26 protein-coding genes are annotated in these 23,852 nt (G+C 63.4%); 12 read left to right on the top strand and 14 right to left on the bottom strand.

What is annotated here, in order from left to right:
- Window positions 1–2: 2 nt before the first annotated feature.
- Together GC1_RS22690 and hemE are read right to left on the bottom strand one after the other, a co-directional pair.
- Window positions 3–170: a hypothetical protein gene (locus GC1_RS22690; protein ID WP_019297169.1), complete on the bottom strand. Its 168-nt coding sequence runs from the start codon at window positions 168–170 to the stop codon at window positions 3–5.
- A 63-nt stretch (window positions 171–233) separates the two neighbouring features.
- Complete coding sequence (hemE, locus tag GC1_RS11145) at window positions 234–1,268, bottom strand: uroporphyrinogen decarboxylase (protein WP_029204907.1); 1,035 nt, start codon at window positions 1,266–1,268, stop codon at window positions 234–236.
- 185 nt (window positions 1,269–1,453) lie between these two features.
- Between hemE and hemC the strand changes: the two genes are divergently transcribed.
- Window positions 1,454–2,413, top strand: a complete 960-nt coding sequence (hemC, locus tag GC1_RS11140; protein WP_029204908.1) for a hydroxymethylbilane synthase — start codon at window positions 1,454–1,456, stop codon at window positions 2,411–2,413.
- Window positions 2,414–2,543: 130 nt separating this feature from the next.
- On the opposite strand, the gene GC1_RS11135 is transcribed toward hemC, so the two are convergent.
- The 5 genes from GC1_RS11135 to clpS form a co-directional block, all read right to left on the bottom strand.
- Window positions 2,544–3,359 carry a glycoside hydrolase family 25 protein gene (locus GC1_RS11135; RefSeq protein WP_019297172.1) on the bottom strand — a complete coding sequence of 272 codons (816 nt, stop codon included), beginning with the start codon at window positions 3,357–3,359 and terminating at the stop codon, window positions 2,544–2,546.
- Window positions 3,360–3,538: 179 nt separating this feature from the next.
- A complete protein-coding gene (gene hemF, locus GC1_RS11130) occupies window positions 3,539–4,432 on the bottom strand; it encodes an oxygen-dependent coproporphyrinogen oxidase (RefSeq protein WP_019297173.1) in 894 nt (297 codons plus the stop codon).
- Between the two features lie 12 nt (window positions 4,433–4,444).
- Window positions 4,445–5,248, bottom strand: a complete 804-nt coding sequence (locus GC1_RS11125) for an SDR family NAD(P)-dependent oxidoreductase (RefSeq protein WP_019297174.1) — start codon at window positions 5,246–5,248, stop codon at window positions 4,445–4,447.
- Window positions 5,249–5,333: 85 nt separating this feature from the next.
- Complete coding sequence (locus tag GC1_RS11120; protein WP_019297175.1) at window positions 5,334–6,323, bottom strand: methyltransferase; 990 nt, start codon at window positions 6,321–6,323, stop codon at window positions 5,334–5,336.
- 12 nt (window positions 6,324–6,335) lie between these two features.
- On the bottom strand, window positions 6,336–6,659 hold the full coding sequence (gene clpS, locus GC1_RS11115) for an ATP-dependent Clp protease adapter ClpS (protein ID WP_036762377.1): 324 nt from the start codon (window positions 6,657–6,659) through the stop codon (window positions 6,336–6,338).
- Window positions 6,660–6,765: 106 nt separating this feature from the next.
- Here clpS and GC1_RS11110 point away from each other — a divergent pair, with 106 nt between their 5' ends.
- From GC1_RS11110 to GC1_RS11100, 3 genes are all read left to right on the top strand, one after another.
- Window positions 6,766–7,479, top strand: coding sequence for an HAD family hydrolase (locus tag GC1_RS11110; RefSeq protein ID WP_036762323.1), 714 nt, complete (start codon window positions 6,766–6,768; stop codon window positions 7,477–7,479).
- A gap of 43 nt (window positions 7,480–7,522) precedes the next feature.
- Complete coding sequence (locus GC1_RS11105) at window positions 7,523–7,849, top strand: hypothetical protein (protein ID WP_019297178.1); 327 nt, start codon at window positions 7,523–7,525, stop codon at window positions 7,847–7,849.
- Between the two features lie 260 nt (window positions 7,850–8,109).
- Window positions 8,110–9,759: a D-alanyl-D-alanine carboxypeptidase family protein gene (locus GC1_RS11100; RefSeq protein WP_019297179.1), complete on the top strand. Its 1,650-nt coding sequence runs from the start codon at window positions 8,110–8,112 to the stop codon at window positions 9,757–9,759.
- 91 nt (window positions 9,760–9,850) lie between these two features.
- On the opposite strand, the gene ccoS is transcribed toward GC1_RS11100, so the two are convergent.
- From ccoS to ccoG, 4 genes are read right to left on the bottom strand one after another with little or no spacing between them, the layout of a single operon-like run.
- The gene (gene ccoS / locus GC1_RS11095; protein ID WP_019297180.1) at window positions 9,851–10,009 is read right to left on the bottom strand and encodes a cbb3-type cytochrome oxidase assembly protein CcoS; all 159 of its coding nucleotides are present in this window, start codon (window positions 10,007–10,009) and stop codon (window positions 9,851–9,853) included.
- Between the two features lie 30 nt (window positions 10,010–10,039).
- The gene (locus tag GC1_RS11090; RefSeq protein ID WP_019297181.1) at window positions 10,040–12,217 is read right to left on the bottom strand and encodes a heavy metal translocating P-type ATPase; all 2,178 of its coding nucleotides are present in this window, start codon (window positions 12,215–12,217) and stop codon (window positions 10,040–10,042) included.
- A gap of 5 nt (window positions 12,218–12,222) precedes the next feature.
- Window positions 12,223–12,687, bottom strand: a complete 465-nt coding sequence (locus GC1_RS11085; RefSeq protein ID WP_019297182.1) for a FixH family protein — start codon at window positions 12,685–12,687, stop codon at window positions 12,223–12,225.
- Window positions 12,688–12,690: 3 nt separating this feature from the next.
- Window positions 12,691–14,121 carry a cytochrome c oxidase accessory protein CcoG gene (gene ccoG, locus GC1_RS11080; protein ID WP_029204910.1) on the bottom strand — a complete coding sequence of 477 codons (1,431 nt, stop codon included), beginning with the start codon at window positions 14,119–14,121 and terminating at the stop codon, window positions 12,691–12,693.
- 409 nt (window positions 14,122–14,530) lie between these two features.
- On the opposite strand from ccoG, the gene GC1_RS11075 reads away from it, so the two are divergent.
- Entirely contained in the window at window positions 14,531–15,571 is a 1,041-nt protein-coding gene (locus GC1_RS11075; protein ID WP_019297185.1) for a radical SAM/SPASM domain-containing protein, read from the top strand.
- Window positions 15,572–15,666: 95 nt separating this feature from the next.
- Here the strand turns inward: GC1_RS11075 and GC1_RS11070 are convergent, their stop codons facing one another.
- The gene (locus GC1_RS11070; RefSeq protein ID WP_019297186.1) at window positions 15,667–16,464 is read right to left on the bottom strand and encodes a phytanoyl-CoA dioxygenase family protein; all 798 of its coding nucleotides are present in this window, start codon (window positions 16,462–16,464) and stop codon (window positions 15,667–15,669) included.
- A 99-nt stretch (window positions 16,465–16,563) separates the two neighbouring features.
- On the opposite strand from GC1_RS11070, the gene GC1_RS11065 reads away from it, so the two are divergent.
- On the top strand, window positions 16,564–17,496 hold the full coding sequence (locus tag GC1_RS11065; RefSeq protein WP_019297187.1) for a LysR family transcriptional regulator: 933 nt from the start codon (window positions 16,564–16,566) through the stop codon (window positions 17,494–17,496).
- Here the strand turns inward: GC1_RS11065 and irrA are convergent.
- Window positions 17,461–17,877: an iron response transcriptional regulator IrrA gene (gene irrA, locus GC1_RS11060; protein WP_019297188.1), complete on the bottom strand. Its 417-nt coding sequence runs from the start codon at window positions 17,875–17,877 to the stop codon at window positions 17,461–17,463. The two genes, GC1_RS11065 and irrA, sit on opposite strands and share 36 nt — an antisense overlap.
- Before the next feature lie 215 nt (window positions 17,878–18,092).
- On the opposite strand from irrA, the gene fabA reads away from it, so the two are divergent.
- The 3 genes from fabA to GC1_RS11045 are packed head-to-tail and all read left to right on the top strand — an operon-like array spanning window position 18,093 to window position 20,675.
- Complete coding sequence (gene fabA / locus GC1_RS11055) at window positions 18,093–18,602, top strand: bifunctional 3-hydroxydecanoyl-ACP dehydratase/trans-2-decenoyl-ACP isomerase (protein ID WP_019297189.1); 510 nt, start codon at window positions 18,093–18,095, stop codon at window positions 18,600–18,602.
- Window positions 18,603–18,647: 45 nt separating this feature from the next.
- Entirely contained in the window at window positions 18,648–19,877 is a 1,230-nt protein-coding gene (gene fabB, locus GC1_RS11050) for a beta-ketoacyl-ACP synthase I (RefSeq protein ID WP_019297190.1), read from the top strand.
- Between the two features lie 6 nt (window positions 19,878–19,883).
- Window positions 19,884–20,675, top strand: coding sequence for an enoyl-ACP reductase FabI (locus GC1_RS11045; RefSeq protein ID WP_019297191.1), 792 nt, complete (start codon window positions 19,884–19,886; stop codon window positions 20,673–20,675).
- Between the two features lie 90 nt (window positions 20,676–20,765).
- Here GC1_RS11045 and GC1_RS11040 read toward each other — a convergent pair whose 3' ends face one another.
- On the bottom strand, window positions 20,766–21,194 hold the full coding sequence (locus tag GC1_RS11040; RefSeq protein ID WP_019297192.1) for an FKBP-type peptidyl-prolyl cis-trans isomerase: 429 nt from the start codon (window positions 21,192–21,194) through the stop codon (window positions 20,766–20,768).
- Between the two features lie 137 nt (window positions 21,195–21,331).
- Between GC1_RS11040 and GC1_RS11035 the strand changes: the two genes are divergently transcribed.
- From GC1_RS11035 to GC1_RS11025, 3 genes are read left to right on the top strand one after another with little or no spacing between them, the layout of a single operon-like run.
- Window positions 21,332–22,018: a haloacid dehalogenase type II gene (locus GC1_RS11035; protein ID WP_019297193.1), complete on the top strand. Its 687-nt coding sequence runs from the start codon at window positions 21,332–21,334 to the stop codon at window positions 22,016–22,018.
- Window positions 22,019–22,025: 7 nt separating this feature from the next.
- Window positions 22,026–22,856 (top strand): alpha/beta fold hydrolase, encoded by an 831-nt coding sequence (locus GC1_RS11030; protein WP_019297194.1) that lies wholly within the window; start codon window positions 22,026–22,028, stop codon window positions 22,854–22,856.
- Window positions 22,853–23,830 (top strand): threonine ammonia-lyase, encoded by a 978-nt coding sequence (locus tag GC1_RS11025; RefSeq protein WP_019297195.1) that lies wholly within the window; start codon window positions 22,853–22,855, stop codon window positions 23,828–23,830. The genes GC1_RS11030 and GC1_RS11025 overlap by 4 nt, the downstream gene beginning before the upstream one ends.
- Window positions 23,831–23,852 lie beyond the last annotated feature (22 nt).

Raw genomic sequence — 23,852 nt, 5'->3', positions numbered from 1 at the left:
GGTCAGTCTTCTTTCTTGGCCTTTTCAGCCGCAGCTTTCATCCGCTTGAGCAGTTCGGTCTTGTCCGCCTGCTTGCCAAAAGGGTTCTTCTTGGTGCCCTTGGCGTTATGTTCCGCGTGGCGGGGCTTGTTGCTGCCCATGCGGGCGCCGCCCATTCTGCTGTAGTCCATCGTGAGACCTCTGGATGTATCCGAAGATGCGGCTATTGCCGCATCTTTCAGGCTAACACAAGATCAGCCGTTGCGGACGGTGTCGATCATCAGCTGCACGTTGTCCGGATTGGCATCCGGGGTGATGCCGTGGCCCAGGTTGAAGATGTGCGGGCCGTTCCTGAAGGCCTCGACGATGCGGCGGGTCTCGTCCACCAGTTCCTGCCCGCCGGTCACCATGTGGCGGGAGGCGAGGTTGCCCTGCACGCAGCCGTCCACCTGCAGATTGGCGGCAGCCCAGGCCGGATCAACCGCATTGTCGAGCGCCACGCAGTCGACGCCGGTCGCCTTGGCAAAACCCACGTATTTTTCACCCGCTTCGCGCGGGAAACCGATAACGGGGATGCCCGGGTGGCGCTCCTTCAGCGCTGCGGTGATCTGGCGGCAGGGTTCCAGCGCGTATTTCCGGAACGCCTCGCCCTTCAGCGAGCCGGCCCAGCTGTCGAATATCTTGACCACTTCGGCGCCGGCCTCGATCTGCTTGGAAAGGTAGTCGATGGTCGCCTCGGTAATGCGCGCCAGAAGTGCTTCGAACAGGGCGGTGTTTTCTTCACGCAAGGCGTGGGCGGGCCCCTGGTCCGGGGTGCCGCGGCCAGCGATCATGTAGGTTGCTACGGTCCAAGGTGCGCCGGCAAAGCCAATCAGCGTCGTTTCGGACGGCAGCTCGCGCGACAGGATGCGAATGGTTTCGTAAATCGGGTTCAGCGTCTCGTGGATGTCGGAGGCCGGACCCAGCTTGGCAAAATCCGCCTCGGTGGTGATGGTCGACAGCCGCGGGCCTTCGCCGGTCACGAACCACAGGTCGGCGCCTAGCGCCTGCGGGATCAGCAGGATGTCGGCAAACAGGATCGCCGCATCAAAGCCGTAGCGGCGGATCGGCTGCAGCGTTACTTCGGCAGCCAGATCGGAATTGTAGCAGAGCGACAGGAAATCCCCGGCCTCAGCCCGCGTGGCGCGGTATTCCGGCAGGTAGCGGCCCGCCTGGCGCATCATCCAGATAGGCGGCACATCCTGTTTCTCACCCGCCAATGCGCGCAGCAGCTTCTTTTGTCCGGCCATGGTCATCCTCTTTGTCAGCTGGCTCCTGAGGTCATGCCTGAGAGGCGGAATGTCAAGAGCAGGGGCGATGTGCCGCGCCCGGCGCGGTTGCGCCTTGTCCTATGTCAAGGCCCGCGCGCCCGGCCCGTGGGAGATGCGCAAAAACCGGTTTCCTCCGGGATGCAAACTGATTTATGGCTTTCTGCATGACACTGACCCTGCCCTCCCCCGCTTCGCCCCTGAAGATTGGCACCCGCGGATCGCCGCTGGCGCTGGCCCAGGCGTATGAGACCCGCGCGCGCCTGGCCGCGGCCTTTGATCTGCCGCAGGAGGCGTTCGAGATCGTGGTGATCAAGACCACCGGCGACAATCAGGCGCTGATTGCAGCGGACAAGCCGCTGAAGGAATTGGGCGGCAAGGGGCTGTTCACCAAGGAGATCGAAGAGGACCTGTTGTCGGGTGCCATCGACATCGCGGTGCATTCGATGAAGGACATGCCGGTCGCGCAGCCGGAGGGGCTGGCGCTGGACACCTATCTGCCGCGCGAGGACGTGCGGGATGCGTTTATTTCCCCTGCGCTGAAGTCCTTGCATGATCTGGCGGAGGGCGCGGTGGTCGGCACCTCATCGCTGCGCCGCCGGGCGCAGCTGCTCAATCGCCGCCCGGACCTGAAGGTGGTGGAGTTCCGCGGCAATGTGCAGACCCGCCTGCGCAAACTGTCCGAGGGCGTGGCGGAGTGCACCTTCCTGGCGATGGCGGGCCTGAACCGTCTGGCGATGGACGATGTGCCTGCCACCGCGATTGAGACCAGCGACATGCTGCCCGCGGTGGCGCAGGGCGCCATCGGCATCGAGCGGCGCGCGGACGACAGCCGCGCAGGCGACATGCTGGCGGCGATCCATGACCATGAGACGGGTCAGCGCCTGGCGGCGGAACGGGCGTTCCTGGCGGCGCTTGATGGTTCCTGCGAGACGCCGATTGCGGGGCTGGCGGAGCTGGACGGCACCACTCTGCGCCTGCGCGGCGAGGTGCTGCGGCCGGATGGCTCGGAAGCGATCAGTGACGACCAGACCTGTGCAGTCGAGGACGGTGCGGAGCTGGGCCGGGAGATGGCGGCCAAGCTGCTGGAGAAGGCCGGCAAGGGCTTCTTCGACTGGAAGGCCTGAAGCGAGGCGCTGCCTCGCGCTCCGGGATATTTGGGGCCAGATGAATTAAGGATCCGCTCTTCATCCGGCTGAAAATATCCAGGCGGGGTGTGCGCCCAGGGCGCGAGGGGGCAAAGCCCCCTGCCCGGCGTCAGATCTGCCCGGACCACCTCAGCCAGCTTTCGGGGCTGCCGCGGAAGGTGTTGAGATCGACGTCGCCCGCAATCCCGGGCACCTCGCCAGTACCGGAATACTGCCAGAAGCTCCAGGCCTTGCCCGGGTAGACCTTTTGCGGGTGGCCCGCGACGGAGCGCAGCCAGAACTCGGTGCCGCCAAGACTGCCGATGCCGGTGTCGCGGTAGAAATCCACCGTGGTGTAGACAACCGGGCGCTTGCCGTAGTGGCGTTCCAGGATGTTCAGGAACTTGCGCGCCTCCGCCCGCACTTTGGCACCGCCTGGCCGGGTGGTGCAGGTGCGGGAGCGGTGGTTCCACTCCATGTCCAGCACCGGCGGCAGCGCGTTTGCGTCCTTGGGCACATTGCGGATGAACCAGCGCGCCTGCTCCGCTGCCGGGCGGCAGAAGTAGTAATAGTGGTAGGCGCCGCGTTTCAGCCCCGCGGCACGCGCGGCGCGCCAGTTTTCGCGGAACTTGGCGTCTGTGTGGTCGCCGCCTTCGGTTGCCTTGATATAGGCAAAGGACACGCCAGAGCGGCGCACCTTGTTCCAGTCGATGGTACCCTGATAGCGCGAGACGTCGATGCCGTGCACCGGGTAGGACCAGGGTTTGCGCCCTTCCCAGTCATGCGGGTCGCGGTCGCCGAAGCGGGGATAGGTAGAGAGCCCGGCAAGCCGCGAATTGGCCGGTTCGGTGCGGGTGACTGCCGGGGTGCTGGTGTCCCTCTCCGGCGGCCCGCCGCAGCCCGCCGCCAATGCCAGTGCCAATGCCCCAAGAACCAGTCTGCGCATGTGATGTGCTCCCTGCCTCGCTGTGTGAATGCTGCTCTTTTCTTTGCCTGTTGCGTTTCATCTTAGTGCAGGGCGGCGCAATGTCGCGCCCCAAAGGGTTCGGATCAGCGTAAATCCGCCGCAAGAAAAATCGCGCCGCTTTTAAGCAGCGCGTTGTCAGCTTCAGGGCTGCCTGCGGTTCAGACCCATTTGGCCAGAGGCGGCAGGCTCATCAGAACCGCGTTGGCGTCATGGCCGGTTTCCAGACCGAACTTGGTCCCGCGGTCATAAACAAGGTTGTATTCCGCATAGAGGCCGCGGTGGATCAGCTGGGCGTCCTTGTCCGCCTCGTCAAAGTCCTGCACCCGGCGCTTTTCGACCAGCGGCACGAAGGCCGGCAGGAAGGCGCGGCCGATGTCCCGGGTCAGGGCAAAATCCGCGGCCCAGTCACCAGAGTTCTGGTCATCCATGAAGATGCCGCCCACCCCGCGGGCGCGCTTGCGGTGGGGGATGTAGAAATACTCATCCGCCCATTCTTTGAGCCGCGGGTAGAGCTCTGCGCCGTGCGGGTCCAAATGCTGTTTCTGGGCTCCATGAAAATGCGCTGTGTCTTCTGCGTATTCGATGCAAGGGTTCAGGTCCGAGCCGCCGCCGAACCACCAGGCGTGCGGGGTCCAGAACATGCGGGTGTTCATGTGCACGGCGGGCACATGCGGATTGCGCATATGGGCGACCAGCGAGATGCCGGAGGCCCAGAACCTAGGGTCGTCCCTCATGCCCGGAATGCCCTTGCGCGCCGCCATCGCGGCTTGGGCGCGTTCGCCCAGGATACCGTAGACCTCAGAGATGTTGACGCCGACCTTCTCGAACACCCGTCCGCCGCGCATCACGCTCATCAGCCCGCCGCCGGCGTCGGAACCGTCGTCCGAGGTCCGCTTGGTTTCCGTCACCTCGAACCGGCCCGGCTCCATATCCGCGAACGGGCCTTCGCTGTGGGTGTCCTCCAGCGCCTCAAAGGCCGCAACGATCTGGTCGCGCAATTCCCGGAACCAGGCAGCCGCCTGGGCCTTCTCGTCTTTCATTTCAGCAGTCACAGGTCTTTCCAATCAGTGCATCGGCGCGGACACCGGGTCCAGCAAAGTACGGCCGCCGTCCAGTGTCAGCACCTGCCCGGTCATGAAGCCGGAGGCGTCGGAGGCGAGATACTGGGCGGTCTGGGTGAGTTCGGTGGGAGAGGCGACCCGACCCAACGGGGTGTGCGCCTCGATATCCTGCCGGAAGCTGCGGTTTTCCTTGAGTGTCGCCTGCATCGAGGCGCTCATCACGGACCCGAAGGCGATGGAGTTCACGCGGATCCGGTGCGGCGCCAGCGCTACAGCCAGGGAGCGGGTTGCCTGATCCAGTGCGGCAGAGGCCACGGAATAGGCCATCAGCTCCGGGTGGGTGCGGCGGGCGGCGATGGAAGAAAGGTTGATGATGCTGCCCAACGGGCCGTCACCCTCGCGTTCCTCCCCCTGCTTGATCATCCGTTTTGCCACCTGCTGCGACAGGCGCACCGACGGCAGCAGGCTTTGGTTCAAAAGCTGATCAAGAGTTTCATCCTGCGGGTCCAGCGCATCGGTTGCCACAACCTGGCGGGCGCCATTGACCAGAATGTCGATATCGTCAAAGGCGTCAATGGTGGCTGACAGCAGGTTGGCAATGGTCAGACGCTCGCGCAGATCGCCGGCAAAATAGCGGATGTTGCTCTCGTCGGCCTGTTCCCCCAGTTCATCGACCAGCTGCGCCTCATGCGTATCGGCAAACATCACATTGGCGCCGGCATCGGCAAACTGCTTGCCGATCGCAAGGCCGATGCCGCTGGCGGCACCGGTCACAATGGCGGTTTTGCCGGAAATGGAAAAGGACATGAAAAGGGTACTCCCCTATAGCATTTGGCCCGCACGTTAGACCGCGCCTGCCGGTTTGGAAACCGCCATTGCGCCGGGTCCGCGGTTACTTGCGCCTGCGCTTCGGCTTGGCCGCATGCAGGATCTTGAAGCGGTTGTCGCCACCCTCCTCGCGTACCTGGGCGAACCGTTCGGCCAGTGCAGTCTCATAGGGCAGGTGCCGGTTTGCCACCATCCACAGGCTGCCGCTGGCGGCCAGCATGGAGGCGGCAGCGCCGATGAAGGCCTGCCCCAGCGACGGTTCCGCGGCGCGGCCGGTGTGGAACGGCGGGTTCATCACCACGGTGTTCACCACGCAAGGTGCCTTCCAGCTGCGGGCGTCAGACCAATGGAAATGCGCCCGCGGATCGGCGGCATTCAGGCGGGCGCAGGCCAACGCGGCATGGTCTGCCTCCACCAGATGAAGTTCCTCGACGCCCTCGCGCTTCAGCACCTGCGCTGAGAGATAGCCCCAGCCCGCCCCCAGGTCGGCGACGCAGCGGCCCAGCTTTTGCGGCAGGGCTGCAGCCAGCATCCGGGAAGCCGGGTCGATACCATCTGCGGAGAACACGCCGGGGGCGGTGATGAAGCCTTCGACCTGCTGCGGGCCGTCGGGCAGCCAATCGGACAGATCAGTGCCGCCCTCGATCCAGAAAATCTTGCCATGCGCCTTGGAGACCGGCGCCGAGGGTGTGCAGCGCTTGCGCAGGTCCTTCAGGAGCGAATCAATGCCTTCGGTCTTGGCGCCGTCGATCAGCACCTGACCATGGGTGGCGGCAGCAGCCTGCGCCACCAGCATCCGGGCCAGCGCCTTGGCCCGCGGCAGGAAGACGACGGCAGCGGCATAGTCCGCGCCGGCCTCCAGCGACGGGGCGCAGGCGTAGCCTTGGGCGGCGAAGTGATCATGGTCCGGGCGGAACGGCTGGATGACCAAGACCTGATCCTTGGGCAGGGCCGACAGATCATGCTCGCTGCGCGGATGGAAGACGGCGATGCGGCCCTCAGGCGGAACAGCAAAGCCGCCCGATTGGGCGGCCAGTGACAAGCGTACAGACATCTAAGGGCCTCTTTATTCTTCTTTTTCCATGGTGCACTGCAGCGGGTGCTGGTGGCGGCGGGCGAAATCCATCACCTGGCCGACCTTGGTTTCCGCCACCTCATGGCTGAACACGCCAACCACCGCAACGCCCTTCTTGTGCACCGTCAGCATGATTTCAAACGCCTGTGCGTGGGTCATGCCAAAGAAGCGTTCCAGCACCATCACCACGAATTCCATCGGGGTGTAGTCGTCATTCAGCAGCAGCACCTTGTAGCGCGGCGGGCGCTTGGTCTTGGGCCGCGTCTTGGTGAGGACGCCGGATTCCGTGTCGTCGTCTGAATGATCAGTCATCATCAAGGGCTGCAGCGGCATGAGCAATTTGATCCAGTGGTGCATGGAATTTCCTGTGACGCTTATATAGCCTCTTAGCTGTTCAGGAAAAGAGACTGAGACCCGCAGATTGACACCTAATTTGACAACAATCGGCTTTGATGCCGACGATACCCTCTGGCACAATGAACGGTTCTTCCGCGTCACGCAGGAACGGTTTGCCGAATTGCTGCAGGATCACACCCCCGCGGACATTGGGCCGGAGCAGCTGGAACGGCAGCTGCTGGACGCCGAAAAACGCAACCTGGGGCGCTATGGCTACGGGGTGAAGGGCTTCACCCTGTCGATGATCGAAACTGCGATCGAAGTGACCGGTGAGCGGGTGCCCGCGGCCGTGATCAAGGAGCTGATCACCGCGGGACAGATGATGCTGTCCTATCCGATCGAGCTGCTGCCGCATGCGCGGGAAGCGGTGGAGGCTGTGGCAGGGCGCTACAAGGTGGTGCTGATCACCAAGGGCGACCTGCTGGATCAGGAGCGCAAGCTGGCTCAGTCAGGCCTTGGGGAGCTGTTTGACGGGGTTGAGGTGGTGTCCGAGAAGACACCGGATGTGTACCGGGACATCTTCGCACGCCATGGCGACGGTGCAGATCGTGCGATGATGGTTGGTAACTCCATGCGCTCTGATGTGGTGGCGCCGATCGAGGCCGGAGGCTGGGGCACCTATGTGCCGCATGGGCTGGTCTGGGAGGTGGAGCATGCCGAAGCGCCAGCGCACAGCCCGCGATATACCGAAATCGCCGATCTGGGCGGGCTGGCAGATCTGGTGGACAGCCTGGGCTGAGCAGCGCTATCCCTTTGGCAAACGCCAAGGGAGCCCCGGACACATGCCGCACGCAGAACTGAAATTCTCCAGCGATCTGGATCTCGATGCAGAAGCCATCCTCGCTGAAATCGAAGCGGTGATACTGGAACACGACGGCGGTGCGGGTGCCTGCAAGGGCCGTGCCTACCCCACGGACCGGTATCACCACACCCATATCACCGTCAGCGTCGCCCTGCTGACCAAGCCGCACCGGGATGAGGCGTTTTCAAAGGCGCTGCTGGCGGATCTCGAATCCCGCATCAAGGCGCGGCTGCTTCAGCCCTGCGAATTCTCGCTTGGCCTGAGCTATTCCACCCCGTTTTATGTCACCAATTTTCACGCTGGTTGACCGGAATTCTGAACAGAAGGCCTGTCAACCCGGGCTTAAGCTGCCCGCGCCCCGATGCAACGGCAACTTTTTTTGATAACCTTTCGTTAGGACTTGCCGGATTTAGCGGTCAGGCAACGCCCACACACAACATGCCGGCACACTTCGGCCGAAGCGCCTGACTGCGTGCCGGCGCCGCTGTTTATTCCTCGTAAACCCTGTGTTACGCTTTTGCACACAGGCAAAAACGTCAGCCGGAAAACCGGCGGCACGAGGCAAACATGGCAGTGATCACGCAGGTCAAACCGGCGTCAGGCCGGTATTCCCGTACCCGGTTCCTATGGACAGCCGCGGTCTTTCTCTTGGCAGTCTTTACGCTGGCGTTGCAGCCGCAGCGGGCCGCAGCCGCGCCCTATGCAGCGATGGTCATCGACGCCCGAACCGGCGAGGTATTGCATTCACGCAATGCCGACACCCGGCTGCACCCGGCATCGCTGACCAAGATGATGACGCTCTACATTGCATTCGAAGCAGTGCGGAACGGCGAGATCACGCTGGATACCAAAGTCCGGATCAGCCGCAATGCAGCCGCCGAGCCGCCGTCGAAACTGGGGCTGAAGTCCGGTCAGAAAATTGCCTTCCGCTACCTGATCCGCGCCGCCGCGGTGAAATCCGCCAATGACGCGGCCACCGCCATCGGCGAGACCCTGTCGGGTTCCGAGGCCGCCTTTGCCCGCCGGATGAACCGCACCGCCAAGGCGCTGGGGATGAGCCGCACGACCTTCAAGAACGCCCATGGCCTGACCGCCAGCGGGCATCTGTCGACCGCCAGCGACATGACCACGCTGGGGCGGCACCTGCTGTATGACTATCCGGAGTATTACAACCTGTTCTCCCGCCGCTCCACCAATGCAGGCATCCGCGAGGTTCCCAATACCAACCGCCGCCTGCTGGCGGCCTACCGCGGTGCCGACGGGATTAAGACCGGCTACACCCGTGCTGCCGGGTTCAACCTTGTGGCCTCAGCCAAGCGCGGCAACGAACGGATCATCGCAACCGTCTTTGGCGGCAAATCCACCGTGTCGCGCAATGCCAAGGTCGCGGAGCTGCTGGACCTCGGCTTCCGCCGGGCGCCGTCGCGCGCCGCGCTGCGCAAGCCGCAACGGCCTGCCTATCAGGGTGCGGGCAATGTGGTAGTTGCCGACGCCGATGACGGCCCCTCGCACGGGGTGGCGGGCAAGACCATCCGGGTGAGCGGCCAGGTGAACACCAGCCTGCGTCCGAAAACCCGCCCGGGTGCCAGCGAGTCGCCGGTGCTGGTGGCGGCGCTGGAGGAAGCGCTGCAGACGCCGCCCGCGGAAAGAACCGCGTTGGAGGAGGCCGTTGCGCAGGCTGATGCGGCTGGCCCAGAAACCGCAGAGGCAGAGACCGCTGAGGAGCAGATCGAAAACGTGCAAACCGTCAGCGCGGACGGTGCCGTTGGCGGGGACGCGTTGCGGGAAAGCATAGCAGTTGCATTGGCGGAAGCGGAGGCGGAACCCCAGCCTGCAGTTGAGGACGCCGTTCCGGCCGTCATTGCTGCCGTGCAGAAGGTTCCCTTTACCGGATTGCGCCCGGTGGCCCGCCCGGCCAGCCTGACCGGTGCCGCACCTGAACCGGAGCCCGTCGTCGTGACCCGGCTGTCCACCTCCGGCGGGCGGTACTGGGGGGTCAACGTCGGTCTCTACACAAGCCGCTACCAGGCAGAGAAGGTTCTGCTGCGCACCGCGCTGGCGGAGCTGGAAACGCTGGACGGCACCCTGCGCAAGGTGGTCAAGACCCGCCGCGGGTTCGAGGCCAACTTCCTGGGCATGACCCAGGAGCAGGCAGAACTGGCCTGCCGCCGCCTGAACGCCCGCAACGTGACCTGCGCACCGATCGGCCCGTCCTGAGGCGGTGACACGTCACATCAGAAAAGGCGCCCGCGGAGGCGCCTTTTTTCTTGCCCGGCCGATCCTTGCCAGCAGGCCCTCCCGCCCGTCGTCAGGGCTTGGGCTTGTCGTCCCACTCGTCATTCAGGATACGGCGGGCATCACCTTCGGGGTCGTCATACTGGTTGCTCCGCACCGTGTAGAAGAAGGCTGCAAGCCCCACCGAGCCGAGGATCAGGGAAATCGGGATCAGGTAGGCAAGGACACTCATAAGCTCAGTACCAGTATTGCGGGCGCGGGCTCAGCGCAGGCGCAGCGCGTTAAGGGAAACGGTTATCGAGGAAGTAGACATCGCCAGTGCAGCGATCAAGGGCGTTGCCAGTCCGGCGATCGCCAGCGGCACGGCAATCACGTTGTAGAGCGTGGCAATGCGGAAGTTTTCGCGGATGCGGCGGGTGGCCTTCTGGGCCACACCGCAGGCCTCGGCTATGGGCTCAAGATCCTGCCCCAGCAGCACGATGTCGGAGGCGACCCGCGCCGCGTCGAGCGCCGAGGCCGGAGAGATGGAGACATGCGCCGCCGCCAGTGCCGCGGTGTCGTTGAGGCCATCACCCACCATCAGCACCTTTTGACCCTGATCCGCCAGCAACTGGACCCGGGCGGATTTATCCGCAGGCAGCGCCTCCGCCACCCATTTGGAAATGTTCAGCCGCCCGGCCAGGTCCTCCACCGCGCCGGTGGTATCGCCGGAAATCAGCAGCACATCCTTGCCGGCCGCCTTCAGCGCCGCCACAGCCTCCGCCGCGCCGGGGCGCAGGGCATCAGTGTAGAGGAAGGGCCTGGGCTCCCCTGCCCCGGTTTCGAGCCATGCTGCTGTCTGGCTGCCCTGCGCGGCGCCGACCCAGGCCGCACGGCCCAGCCGGACGCGGGCACCGCGGTACAGGCCTTCGGCGCCATAGCCGGGCACCTCGGTGATGTCCTGCACCGCAGCAGGTTTGACCCCGGCCGCCCGCGCGGCGCGGGTGAGCGCAACTGACAAGGGGTGCGAGGAGGCTTCGGCCAGCGCCAGGGCAATCTCAATATCTGCGCGGGCATGGTCGCCCAGGTTGGTGACTTCCGGGGTGCCGGCGGTCAGCGTGCCGGTCTTGTCAAAGACCACAGTGTCCACTTCTGCCAGCCGCTCCAGCGCGGTGGCGTGTTTGATCAGCATGCCCTTTTTGAACAGCCGGCCCGAGGCAGCCGTGGTTACCGCAGGCACCGCGAGGCCAAGCGCGCAGGGGCAGGTGATGATCAGCACCGCAGCGGCAATGTTCAGCGCCGTGCGGATGTCGAAGGTGTAGAGGTACCAGCCGGCAAAGGCGAGCGCCGACAGGATGTGCACGCCGGGCGCATAGAGTTTGGCAGCACCGTCGGCGAGCGACGTGTAGCGGGAACGGCCGGATTCCGCGATGGCGACCAGATCGGCCATGCGGTGCAGCGAGGTGTCCTCCCCCACCGCGGTTGCGCGGATTGTCAGCGGGCCGGTGAGGTTCACTTCACCTGCGGAAACCGCGAGGCCGGGTTCCGCAAAGACCGGCAGGGTTTCCCCGGTCAGCAAGGAACGGTCAAGCTCCGACTGGCCGGAAACGATCTCGCCATCGACTGGCATCCGCCCGCCCGGGCGCACCAGGATCAGGTCGCCGATGGCCAGGTCCGCCACCGGCACCTCGTATTCATCACCGTCCAGCAGCCGGATGGCACGGGGCACCTCGAGCGCTGCCAGTTCCTCAGCCGCGGAGCGTGCCACCGCGCGGGTGCGGTAATCGAGATAACGGCCCGCCAGCAGGAAGAACGTGAGCGTCAGCGCGGCATCAAAATAGGCGTGCTCACCCGAGAGGAAGGTCTCCCACAGGGATGTGACAAGCGCCAGCACCAGTGCCAGGACAATCGGCACATCCATGTTCAGCCGCCCGACCCGCAGCGCGGTCCAGGCATTGGCAAAGAAGGGCTGGGCCGAGAAGATGATGGCAGGGAAGGTGATCGCCGCGGAGATCCAGTGGAACATATCGCGGGTTGCATCCGACGCCCCGGACCAGACCGAGATCGATAGCAGCATCACGTTCATCGAGGCGAAGAAGGCCACAGCCAGCCGCATCAAGAGATCCCGCCCGGCCTTGTCGTTCTGAGTGGCCGCCAGCGCCGCCAGATCCAGTTCATGCGCCTCAAAGCCGGCCTTTTCCAGCACCGGGATCAGATCCGCCGCGCGCACGTCCGGGTCCGCCTCGATCAGCGCACGTTTCAGGGTCAGGTTAACCCGTGCCGTATGGATGCCCGGATGGGCGTTCAGCTCCCGCTCCACTGTCGAAATACAGGCCTGGCAGTGGATACCAGGCAGGGACAGCGCCAGCCGTGCCTCGGTTGGCGCCTGCTCTACCCCGTCATGCGGGGCGGCGACACAAGCGGGACAGGCGGCCAGCGAGGGGCGGAGCTGCGCGGTCATCGCGGTCAGCCTTTCACATGCAGGATCACCCGCTGGGTGAATTCGGTGCCATCCTTGGCCCGGGCCACCATGCGGATGTTCCAGTTGCCCGGTCCCAGGTCGGCCGGCGCCACATAGGCCTGGCCGTCAAAGATGAATTCCGGCTTCTGGTCGTCCTGCACATGGGTCGCCCGGCCCAGCGTTGCGCTCAGTTTGGCAACCTCCACCGGGGTACCGTCGGCGTCGGTGATCTCCAGCTTGACCTGATCGCCCTGCGAGGATGCATAGACCGACCAGCCCAGCGCCTCCTGTGCGGAACGGCGCTGGTCGAATTCCTGGCTGGCGACATAGGAGTTCTTTACCTCAAGCCCCGGAAAGGTTTTCACCGCATTGACCGCCAGAATGATGTTCACCCCGATGATCACTGCAAAGGCACCGCCGAACAGCAGGATGGCGTGTTTGCCGGTAAATTCGCGTTCGCGCTTAGCCATGGCTCAGTTCCCCTTGCCGTTAAAGCTGGTGTCCTTGTGGGCCCGTTCCCCGTTTATCAGATCCTCAACCCAGATGCGAACCGGAGTGCTGGAGGCCTGCGAAGGTGCCGAACCTTTGGCAGAGACGATATAGACCCGCTGCAGCAGCGCGGTATCCGCCGGCACGTTCACCGAATGATAGACGGTGCCTTCCAATTGCAAACGCATCGCCGGGTCGCCCTTGATCGACAGTTTGAACACCCGGTCCTCGCCATGCTTGTTGCGCAGGCGCACGTCATAGGTGTTGCGGATCGAGCCGTCCGACAGCGTTACAAAGGTCGGGTTGCGTTCCGGTGCAACGGTCAGCTCAATATCGGAGCGGATGAACAGCGCAAACAGCAGGCCCACACCGACCAGCGACCACAGGCTGGTATACATTATGGTGCGCGGGCGCAGGATGTGCTTCCAGATATTCTTGGGCGGGTTACCGCTGCGCTCCAGCGTCTCGTCCGACAGCGCCATATAGTCAATCAGGCCGCGCGGCTTGCCGATCTTGGCCATCACGTCGTCGCAGGCGTCGATGCACAGCGCACAAGTGATGCATTCCATCTGCTGGCCGTCGCGGATGTCGATCCCCACCGGGCAGACGTTGACACAGGCCATGCAGTCGATGCAGTCGCCCTGCCCTTCGGCCACCTGACCTTTTTTCAGCTTGCCGCGCGGCTCGCCCCGCCATTCGCGGTAGCCGACGGTCAGCGTGTCCTCATCCATCATTGCCGCCTGGATGCGCGGCCAGGGGCAGGCATAAATGCAGATCTGCTCGCGCGCGAAGCCGCCAAACAGGAAGGTGGTCGCGGTTAGGATCAGCATGGTGGAATAGGCAATGGGGTGCGCGTTCAGCGTCACCAGGTCATAGGCCAGCGTCGGTGCATCGGCGAAATAGAACACCCAGGCACCGCCGGTTGCGAGGCCGATCAGGAACCAAGCGGTCCATTTGGTGACCCGCAGGCGCGCCTTGCGGAAATCCAATTTCTTCTGCCGGTGCAGGCGCAGGCGGGCGTTACGGTCGCCCTCGATCCAGCGCTCTACCAGGATGAACAGGTCGGTCCAGACCGTCTGCGGGCAGGCATAGCCGCACCAGACCCGGCCCAGCGCCGAGGTGAACAGGAAAAGCCCAAGCCCGGCCATGATCAGAAGGCCCGCCACGAAGTAGAACTCATGCGGCCATATCTCGATCCAGAAGAAGTAGAACCGGCGGTTTGCCAGGTCCAGAAGCACCGCCTGGTCCGGCAGGGAGGGCCCCCGGTCCCAGCGGATCCAAGGGGTCAGGTAGTAGATTCCCAGCGTCACCGCCATGATGTACCATTTCAGGTTGCGGAACTTACCGGACACGCGCCGCGGGAAGATCGGCTCTCTGGCGGCGTAAAGGCTGGGGGCCGGGTTGGAATCGCTCACGGACTCTCTCCGTCTTGTGGCAGTGTTGCCGCCCTTGTCACAGATGCAAAGTCTCGGAACTTTGACGTGGATCAAAAAGCGTATCACACAATCATGTTTTCCGGCCGGCTTTTGCACCACAGAACGGCAATCCGCCACCTATGCCTGCAGTTCCAGCCTTGCCAGAGGCAAGTTGCCGCAGACGCCGTCCAGGGCGTCTGCGGCTGAGCGTGCCAGGCTGACCTTGAGGATCCTGACGCGCAAATTTGGCGTGTCCGAACCGTCTTTTGAATGGGGCGGCAAAGCTGCCAAGTGCAGCCTCTGCATGAACTCTCACGCAATACTCACGGCTTGTGACCGGTCAAACGCTTGCCACCCAGCCCATGGTCTTTAAGGTTAACCGTGCACGCACAAAACCGGAGACAGCCCTATGCAAGATCTCACCCCCGCACCGGACCTCACTCCGGTCTCTGCGCAGCCGGACCTGCCGGAAAACCCGCCCGGTCTGCATGAGCGGGCCTTGCATTTTCTGGCCCGGTTCCTGCCGCTGGCCTATTTCCGGCGCCCGCCCAAGATCATCATCATCGACGCAACAAACAGCTGCAACCTGCGCTGTCCCGTCTGCCCGGTGACCTTTGCGATGAAGCGCAAGCGCGGCATGATGAAGCCTCATGTGTTCCGCAAGATCATTGATGACTTCAAGGATCAGCGCGAAAAGCCCGCGATCTACTTCAGCTTTTCGGGTGAACCCACGCTGCACAAGGATCTGCCGGATTTCATCGCCTATGCCCATGAAAACGGCCACGATACCTATCTGTCGACCAACGCGACCCGGCTGACGCCCGAAATGAGCGAACGGCTGATCCGGTCCGGCCTCGCCCGGGTGAACCTATGCATGGACGGGTTTTCCAAGGAGGCGCAGGAGACCTACCGGGTCAATTCCGACTTTGATGACGTCAAAGCCAGCATTGAGGAATTCCTGAATATCAAGAAACAGATCGGCTCCAAGTCGCCTGTGACTGTGCTGCAGACCTTGCTGACCAGTTATTCCGAACCGCAGATGGAGGAAATGGAGGCCTGGGCGAAAGAGGCCGGTTTTGACCGGGTGCGGTTCAAGACCTTCTCGATCGGGTCTTACACCTCTGCCGACCAGAAACGCGAGTTTGCGCACTTCCTGCCGCGCCAGAAGGAGCTGCGCCGCCATCCGCGCCACACCAGCCATGCCATGTGCACGGTTCCGCTGTTCCAGTCGGTTGTGTTCTGGAATGGTGATCTGGGCCTGTGCTGCATTGACTACGACCAGGTGATTCAACTGCCCAACGTCGAACAGGACGGCTTCCTGGCCGCCTACCGCTCTGATGAGGCCGCCCGCGCCCGCAAGCGCGGCTTTCTCAAGCAGTTCGGCATTTGCAAGACCTGCTCCTTCTCGAACGCTGAGAACATGGGCATCCGCCGCGACCTGAAGAAATGAACACGCAGCCAAGGCTGCACGCTACTGCTTCTTTCTGGTCTCAAATACCCTGGGGGTGAAGGTCGTCAGGCCGAGGGGGCAACGCCCCCTCCCCTTTAGCGTTGCAGCAGGATCGGGAACCAATCCTCGCGCAGACGCTGGCCGGGCTGCATATCGTGGCCCGGAAACGGCGGCGAAGTGCGGCCCGGGCGCTCCACATAGCGGGCATCGTCGCCCACCAGCCGCAGCGAGAAGGCGCGGCGGCGCGACGTGGAGGTATTGCCGCGGGCACCATGCAGCGTCTTGTAGTTAAAGGCCACCGCATCGCCGGGCTGCATCGGGTATTCCAGCACGGTCATACCTTCGGCATCCGGGTCCGGGACCGGCATGTACTGGCCCTCATCCGGGAAGAAGTCCTCTTCAGACACCCAGCGGGTCGGCAGCACTTCCTTCTCCCATTTGTGCGAACCGGCCACACAGCGAAGGGTCGCGTCCTTCACCTCGTCCAGCGGTGACCAGAAGCTGATGGTCTGCTCTCCCTCGACAAAGTAATAGGGGCCGTCCTGGTGCCAGGGGGTCGGCATGGAGGTGCCCGGCTCCTTGACCAGCACATGGTCATGGAACATCTGCACCGAGGTGGATTTCATCAGGTCGGCTGCGACTTCAGCCACGGGCGATTGTTCAATAGCTTGCTGGAACTCAGGAATACGGGTCCAGTTGCAGTAGTCGTCAAAGAACCGCCCGGTCTGTCCCGCCTTCTCGTTGTTCGAGGCATAGGGCCCGGGGTTTTCCATATTTGCAGCCACGCCAGCACGCAGCAGGTCAACCTGGTCTGCGAACAGCCCGCGGATCAGGACCACGCCGTCGCGCTGAAATTGTTCGACATGCTCCGGGGTGATGAGGGGGGGGACCATTGCTGCCTCCGCTGCTGAATGATGCAATTCTGATGCGCCATTCCTGCCGCGGCACAGGCATAGTTTCAAATCATATCTTTCTAAGATACCCTTCGCCTCATGTTATATTTAACTCTGCGCCACTACGAATACATCTGCGCCGTGGCCCGCCATGGCAGTCTGTCCGCCGCGGCGGAGGCGGTGCATGTCAGCCAGCCTGCGCTTTCCGCAGCGCTGAGCCGGATCGAGGAGCACTTGGGCCATCCCCTGTTCCTGCGCCGCCGCGGGGCGGCACTGACGATGACGCCGCAGGGCAGGCTGTTTGCTGAAAAGGCGCAGGTGCTGCTGGAGCAGGCTGCCCTGCTGGAGGACCCCAAGGGCGCGGGCGCCGGGCAGCAGCGTCTGCTGCTGGTTTGCTTCTCCGATCTTGCCCCTTTCCTGCTGGCCCCCGCCCTGAAGGCGCTGCGTCTTGCCATGCCAGAGGTGGAAATCAGTCACCGGGCCTGCGGATTTGAGCCGCTGATTACTGCCCTGTCCGAAGGCGAGGCTGATCTGGCGATCACCTATGACCTTGGGCTGGACGCGGGTTTCAGCCGGGCGGAATTGCAGCGGCTGTCACCGCATGCGCTGGTGCCACCGGACCATCCGCTGGCGGCACGCGCCGGTATTTCTCTTGCAGAGCTGGCAGAGCACCCGCTGGTTCTGTCGCAGGAGGGCCTGTCGGTGCAGCATATGCTGGGGTTGTTCAAGGCACATGGACTGGTACCGCGGATTGCGCACCGGGCGGATTCGCTGGAGCTGTTGCGCAGCCTCGCGGCCAATGGCGAAGGCGCCGGCATCAGCTACAGTCTGCCGCCTGGCAGCATGAGTTATGATGGCAAACCCTTGTGCGCTGTACGGGTCACCGATGCGGGAGCTGAAGAGCCGGTGATTCTGGCCGCACATGCAGAGCTGCCAGAGGCCTCTGCAGCCCATCAGGCCTATCGCATCCTGCAAAGGGAACTGGGCGCCGCCGGGTCAGACCTTGCGCAGACGGATCACCACATCGACTGAGGCAATCTCCATCCCTTCCGGCGCTTCCGGCAGCTTGTGAATCACCAGTTCCTGCGCCGGCGCATCGCTGACGCGTCCCTCATCCTCCCAGAAGAAATGGGGATGGTCGTGGGTGTTGGTGTCGAAATAGCTTTTGGAGCCGTCCAGCGGGATTTCCTGCAGCACGCCGGCATCGCAGAAGGCACGCAGCGTGTTGTAGACAGTGGCCAAAGACACTGCAGCACCGTTTTTCTTGGCCGACTCGAACAGGCTTTCCGCAGTGATATGGCGGTGCTTGCCGTCGCCCACCAGCAATTCGGCAAGCGCGACCCGCTGCCGGGTGGGTCTCAGCCCGGCATCTGTCAGCCAACGTGTGGCCACTTCTTCGGTGTTTGGCGTCATGAGCAGGTCCTGCGTCGCGTTGCTGACCGTATATATAGGAGCAACACCCCGGGTTTTTCAAATGAAATTCATTCGCAGCTGGAAGGCCTTTTCCGGGGCTTCCGGGGCACAATCAGTACAGGAAGTGACGCTGGGTACCCTTGCAGGACCCTTTCACCGGGTGTTACAGGGATCCAGATATACATACACGAACCTCAGGCAGGAGATGCGCCCGGATGGCCGATTACCCCAGCAGCTTTGACAAGGACGATTTGCTGAAATGCGCGCGCGGTGAGCTGTTCGGGCCCGGCAACGCCCAGCTGCCGGCGCCGCCGATGCTGATGATGGACCGCATTACCGAAATTTCCGGTGATGGCGGCGAGCATGGCAAGGGCCATGTGATTGCTGAATTCGACATCACCCCGGACCTGTGGTTCTTTGACTGCCATTTCCCCGGCAACCCGATCATGCCGGGCTGCCTGGGCCTGGACGGCCTTTGGCAGCTGACCGGTTTCAACTTGGGCTGGCGCGGCTGGCTGGGCCGCGGCTATGCGCTGGGTGTGGGTGAAGTGAAACTCACTGGCATGGTACGCCCCGACCGCAAGATGCTGACCTACCGTGTCAACTTCACCAAGGCCGTGCAGACCCGCCGCCTGACCATGGGCGTCGCCGACGGTATCGTCGAAGCGGACGGCGAAGTGATTTATCAGGTCAAAGATATGAAAGTGGCCCTGTCCGAAAGCTGATACCCTTTCCGGCGGGACATAAGTCACAGAAACAGGAGTACGCACATGCGCCGTGTCGTCGTCACCGGTTTGGGGATTGTCTCCTCCATCGGGAACAATGCCGAGGAGGTCACCGCCTCGCTGAAAGCCGGGAAATCCGGCATCGTTGCCAGCCCGGAAATGGCTGAGCACGGCTTCCGCAGCCAGGTGGCCGGCACGCTGAAGATCGACGTGGCCGAGCATGTAGACAAGCGCACCCTGCGGTTCATGGGCCCGGGTGCGGCCTATGCCCACATCGCCATGAGCCAGGCGATTGCCGATGCGGGCCTGTCAGAGGATCAGGTGGTGAATGAGCGCACTGGCCTGGTGGCAGGCTCCGGCGGCCCGTCGACCTCTGCCATGCTGACCGCGCATCAAACCGTGCTGAAGTCCGGCGCAACCAAGCGGATCGGTCCGTTTGCGGTGCCGAAATGCATGTCCTCAACCATTTCCGCCAACTTGGCGACCGCGTTCAAGATCAAGGGCATCAACTACTCGATCACCTCGGCCTGCTCGACCTCCTTGCACTGCATCGGCAATGCTGCTGAACAGATCATGATGGGCAAGCAGGATGTGATGTTCGCCGGCGGCGGCGAGGAGCTGGACTGGACCCTCTCCTGCCTGTTCGACGCCATGGGCGCGATGTCCTCCAAGAAAAACGACGATCCGGAGAAAGCCTCCCGCGCCTTTGATCAAGACCGCGACGGTTTTGTGATCTCCGGCGGTGGCGGCATCGTGGTGCTGGAGGATCTGGAGCACGCGCTGGCCCGCGGCGCCAAGATCTATGCCGAAGTAACCGGATTTGCTGCAACTTCCGACGGCCACGACATGGTTGCACCGTCCGGTGAGGGCGGCGAGCGGGCGATGCGCCTGGCGCTGTCCACCCTGCCCGAAGGCCGCAAGGTGGATTACATCAACGCCCACGGCACCTCGACCCCGGTTGGCGATGTCGGCGAAGTCGAAGCCGCCCGCCGTGTCTTCGGCGAGGGCAGCGTTCCGCCGATTTCTTCGACCAAGTCAATGACCGGCCACGCACAGGGTGCTGCCGGCGCGCTGGAGGCGATCTTCTGCCTGCTGATGCTGGACAACGACTTCATCACCCCGTCGATCAATGTCGACACCCTCGCCGAAGGCATCCTGCCGGGTGAGATTGCCACCAGCCTGGTGGAAAACGCCGGCCTCGACTCGGTGATGACCAACAGCTTCGGCTTTGGCGGCACCAACGGCTCGATGGTTCTGAGCAAGTACAAGGGATAAGTAACGATGGCGGGACTGCTGACGGGCAAACGCGGCCTGATTATGGGCGTGGCCAATGACCGCTCCATCGCCTGGGGCATTGCCAAGGCCATGGCGGAGGCCGGGGCTGAGCTGGCATTCACCTACCAGGGCGAAGCCTTTGGTAAACGGCTGGAGCCGCTGGCGCAGAGCGTCGGATCGGATTTCATGGTCGATGTGGATGTGACCGATGATGCCTCGCTGGACGCGGCGTTTGAGCAGCTGGCAGGCCGCTGGCCCGCGATTGACTTCGTTGTCCACGCAATTGCCTATTCGGACAAGAACGAGCTGACTGGCCGTTTTCTGGACACCAGCCGGGCGAACTTCAAAAACTCGCTGGATATTTCCGCCTATTCCTTCATCGAGGTGGCGCGCCGCGCCTACCCGCTGATGAAGGACAACGGCGGCACCCTGCTGACGCTGACGTATCAAGGCTCGAACCAGGTGGTTCCGAACTACAACGTGATGGGCGTGGCCAAGGCGGCGCTGGAATCGGCGACCCGCTACCTGGCCAACGATCTGGGCCCGGAAGGCATCCGCGTGAATGCGATCTCTCCCGGACCGATGAAGACACTCGCTGGTGCCGCCATCGGCGGTGCGCGCAAGACCTTCAAGCACACCGCCCAGAACGCGCCGCTGCGTGACAACGCGACGCTGGAGGCTGTTGGCGGCACCGCTGTCTACTTGGCGTCCGATGCAGGCGCCTGCACCACTGGTGAGATCATCCGGGTCGATGGCGGCTTCCACATCCTAGGTATGCCGCAGCCGGATCACCTTTGATGTTTCGATCTATTTGAGCAAAAAGAAAAGGCGCCCTTTCGGGCGCCTTTGTTTTTTCAGCAAACCTGTCCGGCTTTCCAGCCCTCTGGTTCAGTTCACCGAAACCAGCTCAATATCGAACACCAGATCCTTGCCAGCCAGGAAGTGATTGGCGTCGAGCGTCACGGTGTCGTCGCTGACTTCCACCACCGTCACCGGCAGCACTTGGCCATCGGGGCTTTGCATCTGCAATTGAGTACCAAGGTCCAGCGGGATGTCCGCCGGGATGCCTTCACGCGGGATCTCCTGGCGGGCGGCAGGGTTGATCGGGCCGTAGGCCTCAGTGCAGGGAATTTCGAGGGTTTTCTTTTCACCCGCGGTCATGCCTTCGAGACCTGCATCCATGCCTGCGATCACCTGGCCGGTGCCGACCGTGAATTCCAACGGATCGCGCCCCTCGGAACTGTCGAAAACGGTGCCATCCGTCAGCTTGCCTGTGTAGTGAATGCGCACGGTGTCGCCGTTCTTTACCCCGGTCATGAGACCTCCAATCGGTTGCGGGTTGATAAAGGGGCGCAGCCTAGCGCCCGCGAACGTGATGTAAACCCGTATGGGTACAATTTCCCGCTTTGCCTGCTCTGCTGCTTCATGCAAGGCTCGCCGCAGGGGAGAGGACCATGCCGATTACCACCTGTATCTTCGACGCCTACGGCACGCTATTCGATGTCGCTGCCGCTGCGCGGCAAGCCGCCAGCGAGGCGGAATTTCCGCACCTCCAGGACAGTTGGGCGGAGCTTGCCAGCCATTGGCGGCTGAAACAGCTGCAATACACCTGGCTGCGTGCCATCACCGATGCACATGCCGATTTCTGGGAGGTTACACAGGACGGGCTGGACTGGGCAATGGAGGCAGCCGGGTTGAGCGGCGACGTGGCGCTGCGGCAGCGGCTGTTGGACCTGTACTGGGAATTGCAGGCTTATCCGGAAGTGCCTGCAATGCTGCAGGCACTGAAGGATGCAGGATTGAACACCGCGATCCTGTCTAACGGTTCTCCCGCGATGCTGGATGGCGCGGTGCAGTCGGCGGGGCTGGGGAGCGTTCTGGATGATGTGCTGTCGGTGGAAAGCGTCGGCATCTTCAAGCCGGACGCCCGGGTTTACGACCTGGTCGAAGAGCGGTTTGGCTGCGCCAGGGACGAGGTGCTGTTTGTCTCTTCAAATGGTTGGGACGCGGCCGGGGCCACGGGCTATGGTTTCGTGACTGCCTGGGTAAACAGGGCGGGAGAACCCGTGGACAGGCTGCCGTGGAAACCCGCGCATATCCTGCCGGACCTGACCACAATCCCGGACCTTGCCAAGGGCTGAACCGCAGATGCCATTCTTTGACACTTCGGACGGGCTGCGCCTGCACTACACAGATACCGGAAAAGGCCTGCCTCTGCTCTGTTTGGCGGGCCTGACCCGCGACAGCCGGGACTTCCGCTATTTTGCGCCGCATGCCGCGAATTTCCGGATGATCACCCTGGACGCGCGCGGACGCGGACAGTCGGATCACGATCCGGACTTCATGAACTACAACGTTCTGCGGGAGGCGCAGGATGTTCTTGAGCTGCTTGGCCACCTGGGCCTCGGCCAAGTTTCCATCCTTGGCACTTCGCGCGGCGGGCTGGTGGCAATGACGCTGGCGGCCATGGCGAAAGACAGGTTGTCAGCAGTAATCCTGAATGACGTCGGCCCGGAAATCCCGCCCGGCGGCATTTCACGGATCATGGAATATGTGGGCCGCCGTCCGGCGGCAAAGAGCTGGGACCAGGCCGCGGAGACGCTCGGCGCGCTGATGGCGCCCGCCTTTCCGGACGTCCCCCCTGCCCGCTGGCGGGAGGAGGTTGAAACCTTCTACGATGAAACGCCCGAAGGGCTTTCTTTGCGCTATGACCCGCGCCTGCGCGATGCATTGCTGGCGCAAGCCGAAGCAGGTCCGCCACCGGATCTGTGGCCGCTGTTCCTGGCGCTGGACGGCCTGCCCTGCGGCGTGATCCGCGGCGCGAATTCCGACATTCTGAGTACAGAAACCTTTGCAGAGATGCAGAACCGCCTGACCGCTTTGAAGACAGCGGAAATTGCCAACCGCGGCCATGTGCCCTTTCTGGACGAGCCGGAGGCGCTCGCCCTCATCCATTCAGTTCTGGACCGGATCAAATGACCTCAATTGCCATGATCAAAGCCGCGGCGGAGCGGCTGAAGGGCCATGCCCGCACGACCCCGCTGCTGTCCTCGCCGTTTCTGGACGAGATTGCCGGACGGCGCCTGCTGGTGAAGGCGGAATGCCTGCAGCACACCGGCTCCTTCAAGTTCCGCGGCGGCTGGTCGGCGGTCTCGGCACTGGGTGAAGAAGAACGCAAACGCGGGGTGATCGCCTATTCCAGCGGCAACCACGCGCAGGGGGTGGCCGCGGCAGCCAAGGCGCACGGCACGCCTGCGGTGATCGTGATGCCGGCTGACGCGCCTCAGCTGAAGATCCGGAACACCCGCGATCTGGGCGCGGAAGTAGTGCTTTACGACCGCGCAGGCGGGGAAAGCCGTGAGGCGGCAGGCGCCAAATACGCCGAGGAACGCGGGCTGACGCTGATCAAACCCTATGACGAACCGCTGGTGATTGCCGGCCAGGGCACCTGCGGGCTGGAGATTGCGGAGCAGGCCGCAACTGCGGGCATCGCCAAGGCGGAAGTGCTGGTCAACTGCGGCGGCGGCGGGTTGTCTTCGGGGATCGCCCTGGCGCTGGAAGCTCGTGCGCCGGGCCTGCGGGTGCGGCCGGTGGAGCCGGAGGGGTTTGACGATGTGACCCGGTCGCTGGCGGCAGGCGAGATCCGGCAGAACCCCGGTTTGTCCGGCTCCATCTGCGATGCGATCCTGACACCGCAACCAGGCGAGATCACCTTCCCCATCCTCAGCCGCCTGTGTGGGCCGGGCATTGTGATCACCGAGGACGAAGCGCTGCAGGCCATGGCGTTTGCTTTCTTGCGTCTGAAGATCGTGCTGGAGCCCGGAGGCGCGGCTTCCTTGGCGGCGGCCCTGTTCCATGCGGATCAGATCGATGGTGAGGCAGTGATTGCCGTCGCCACAGGCGGCAATGTGGATGCAGAGCTGTTCCGGGAGGCGCTCTCGCGCTATGCTTGAGCCCTGACCGCGTGATTGTCCG

Origin of the sequence: Leisingera sp. ANG1 (genome assembly GCF_000203975.2) — a bacterium.
Classification (GTDB): Bacteria; Pseudomonadota; Alphaproteobacteria; order Rhodobacterales; family Rhodobacteraceae; genus Leisingera.
This window is presented reverse-complemented; position numbering and strand designations above follow the sequence as displayed.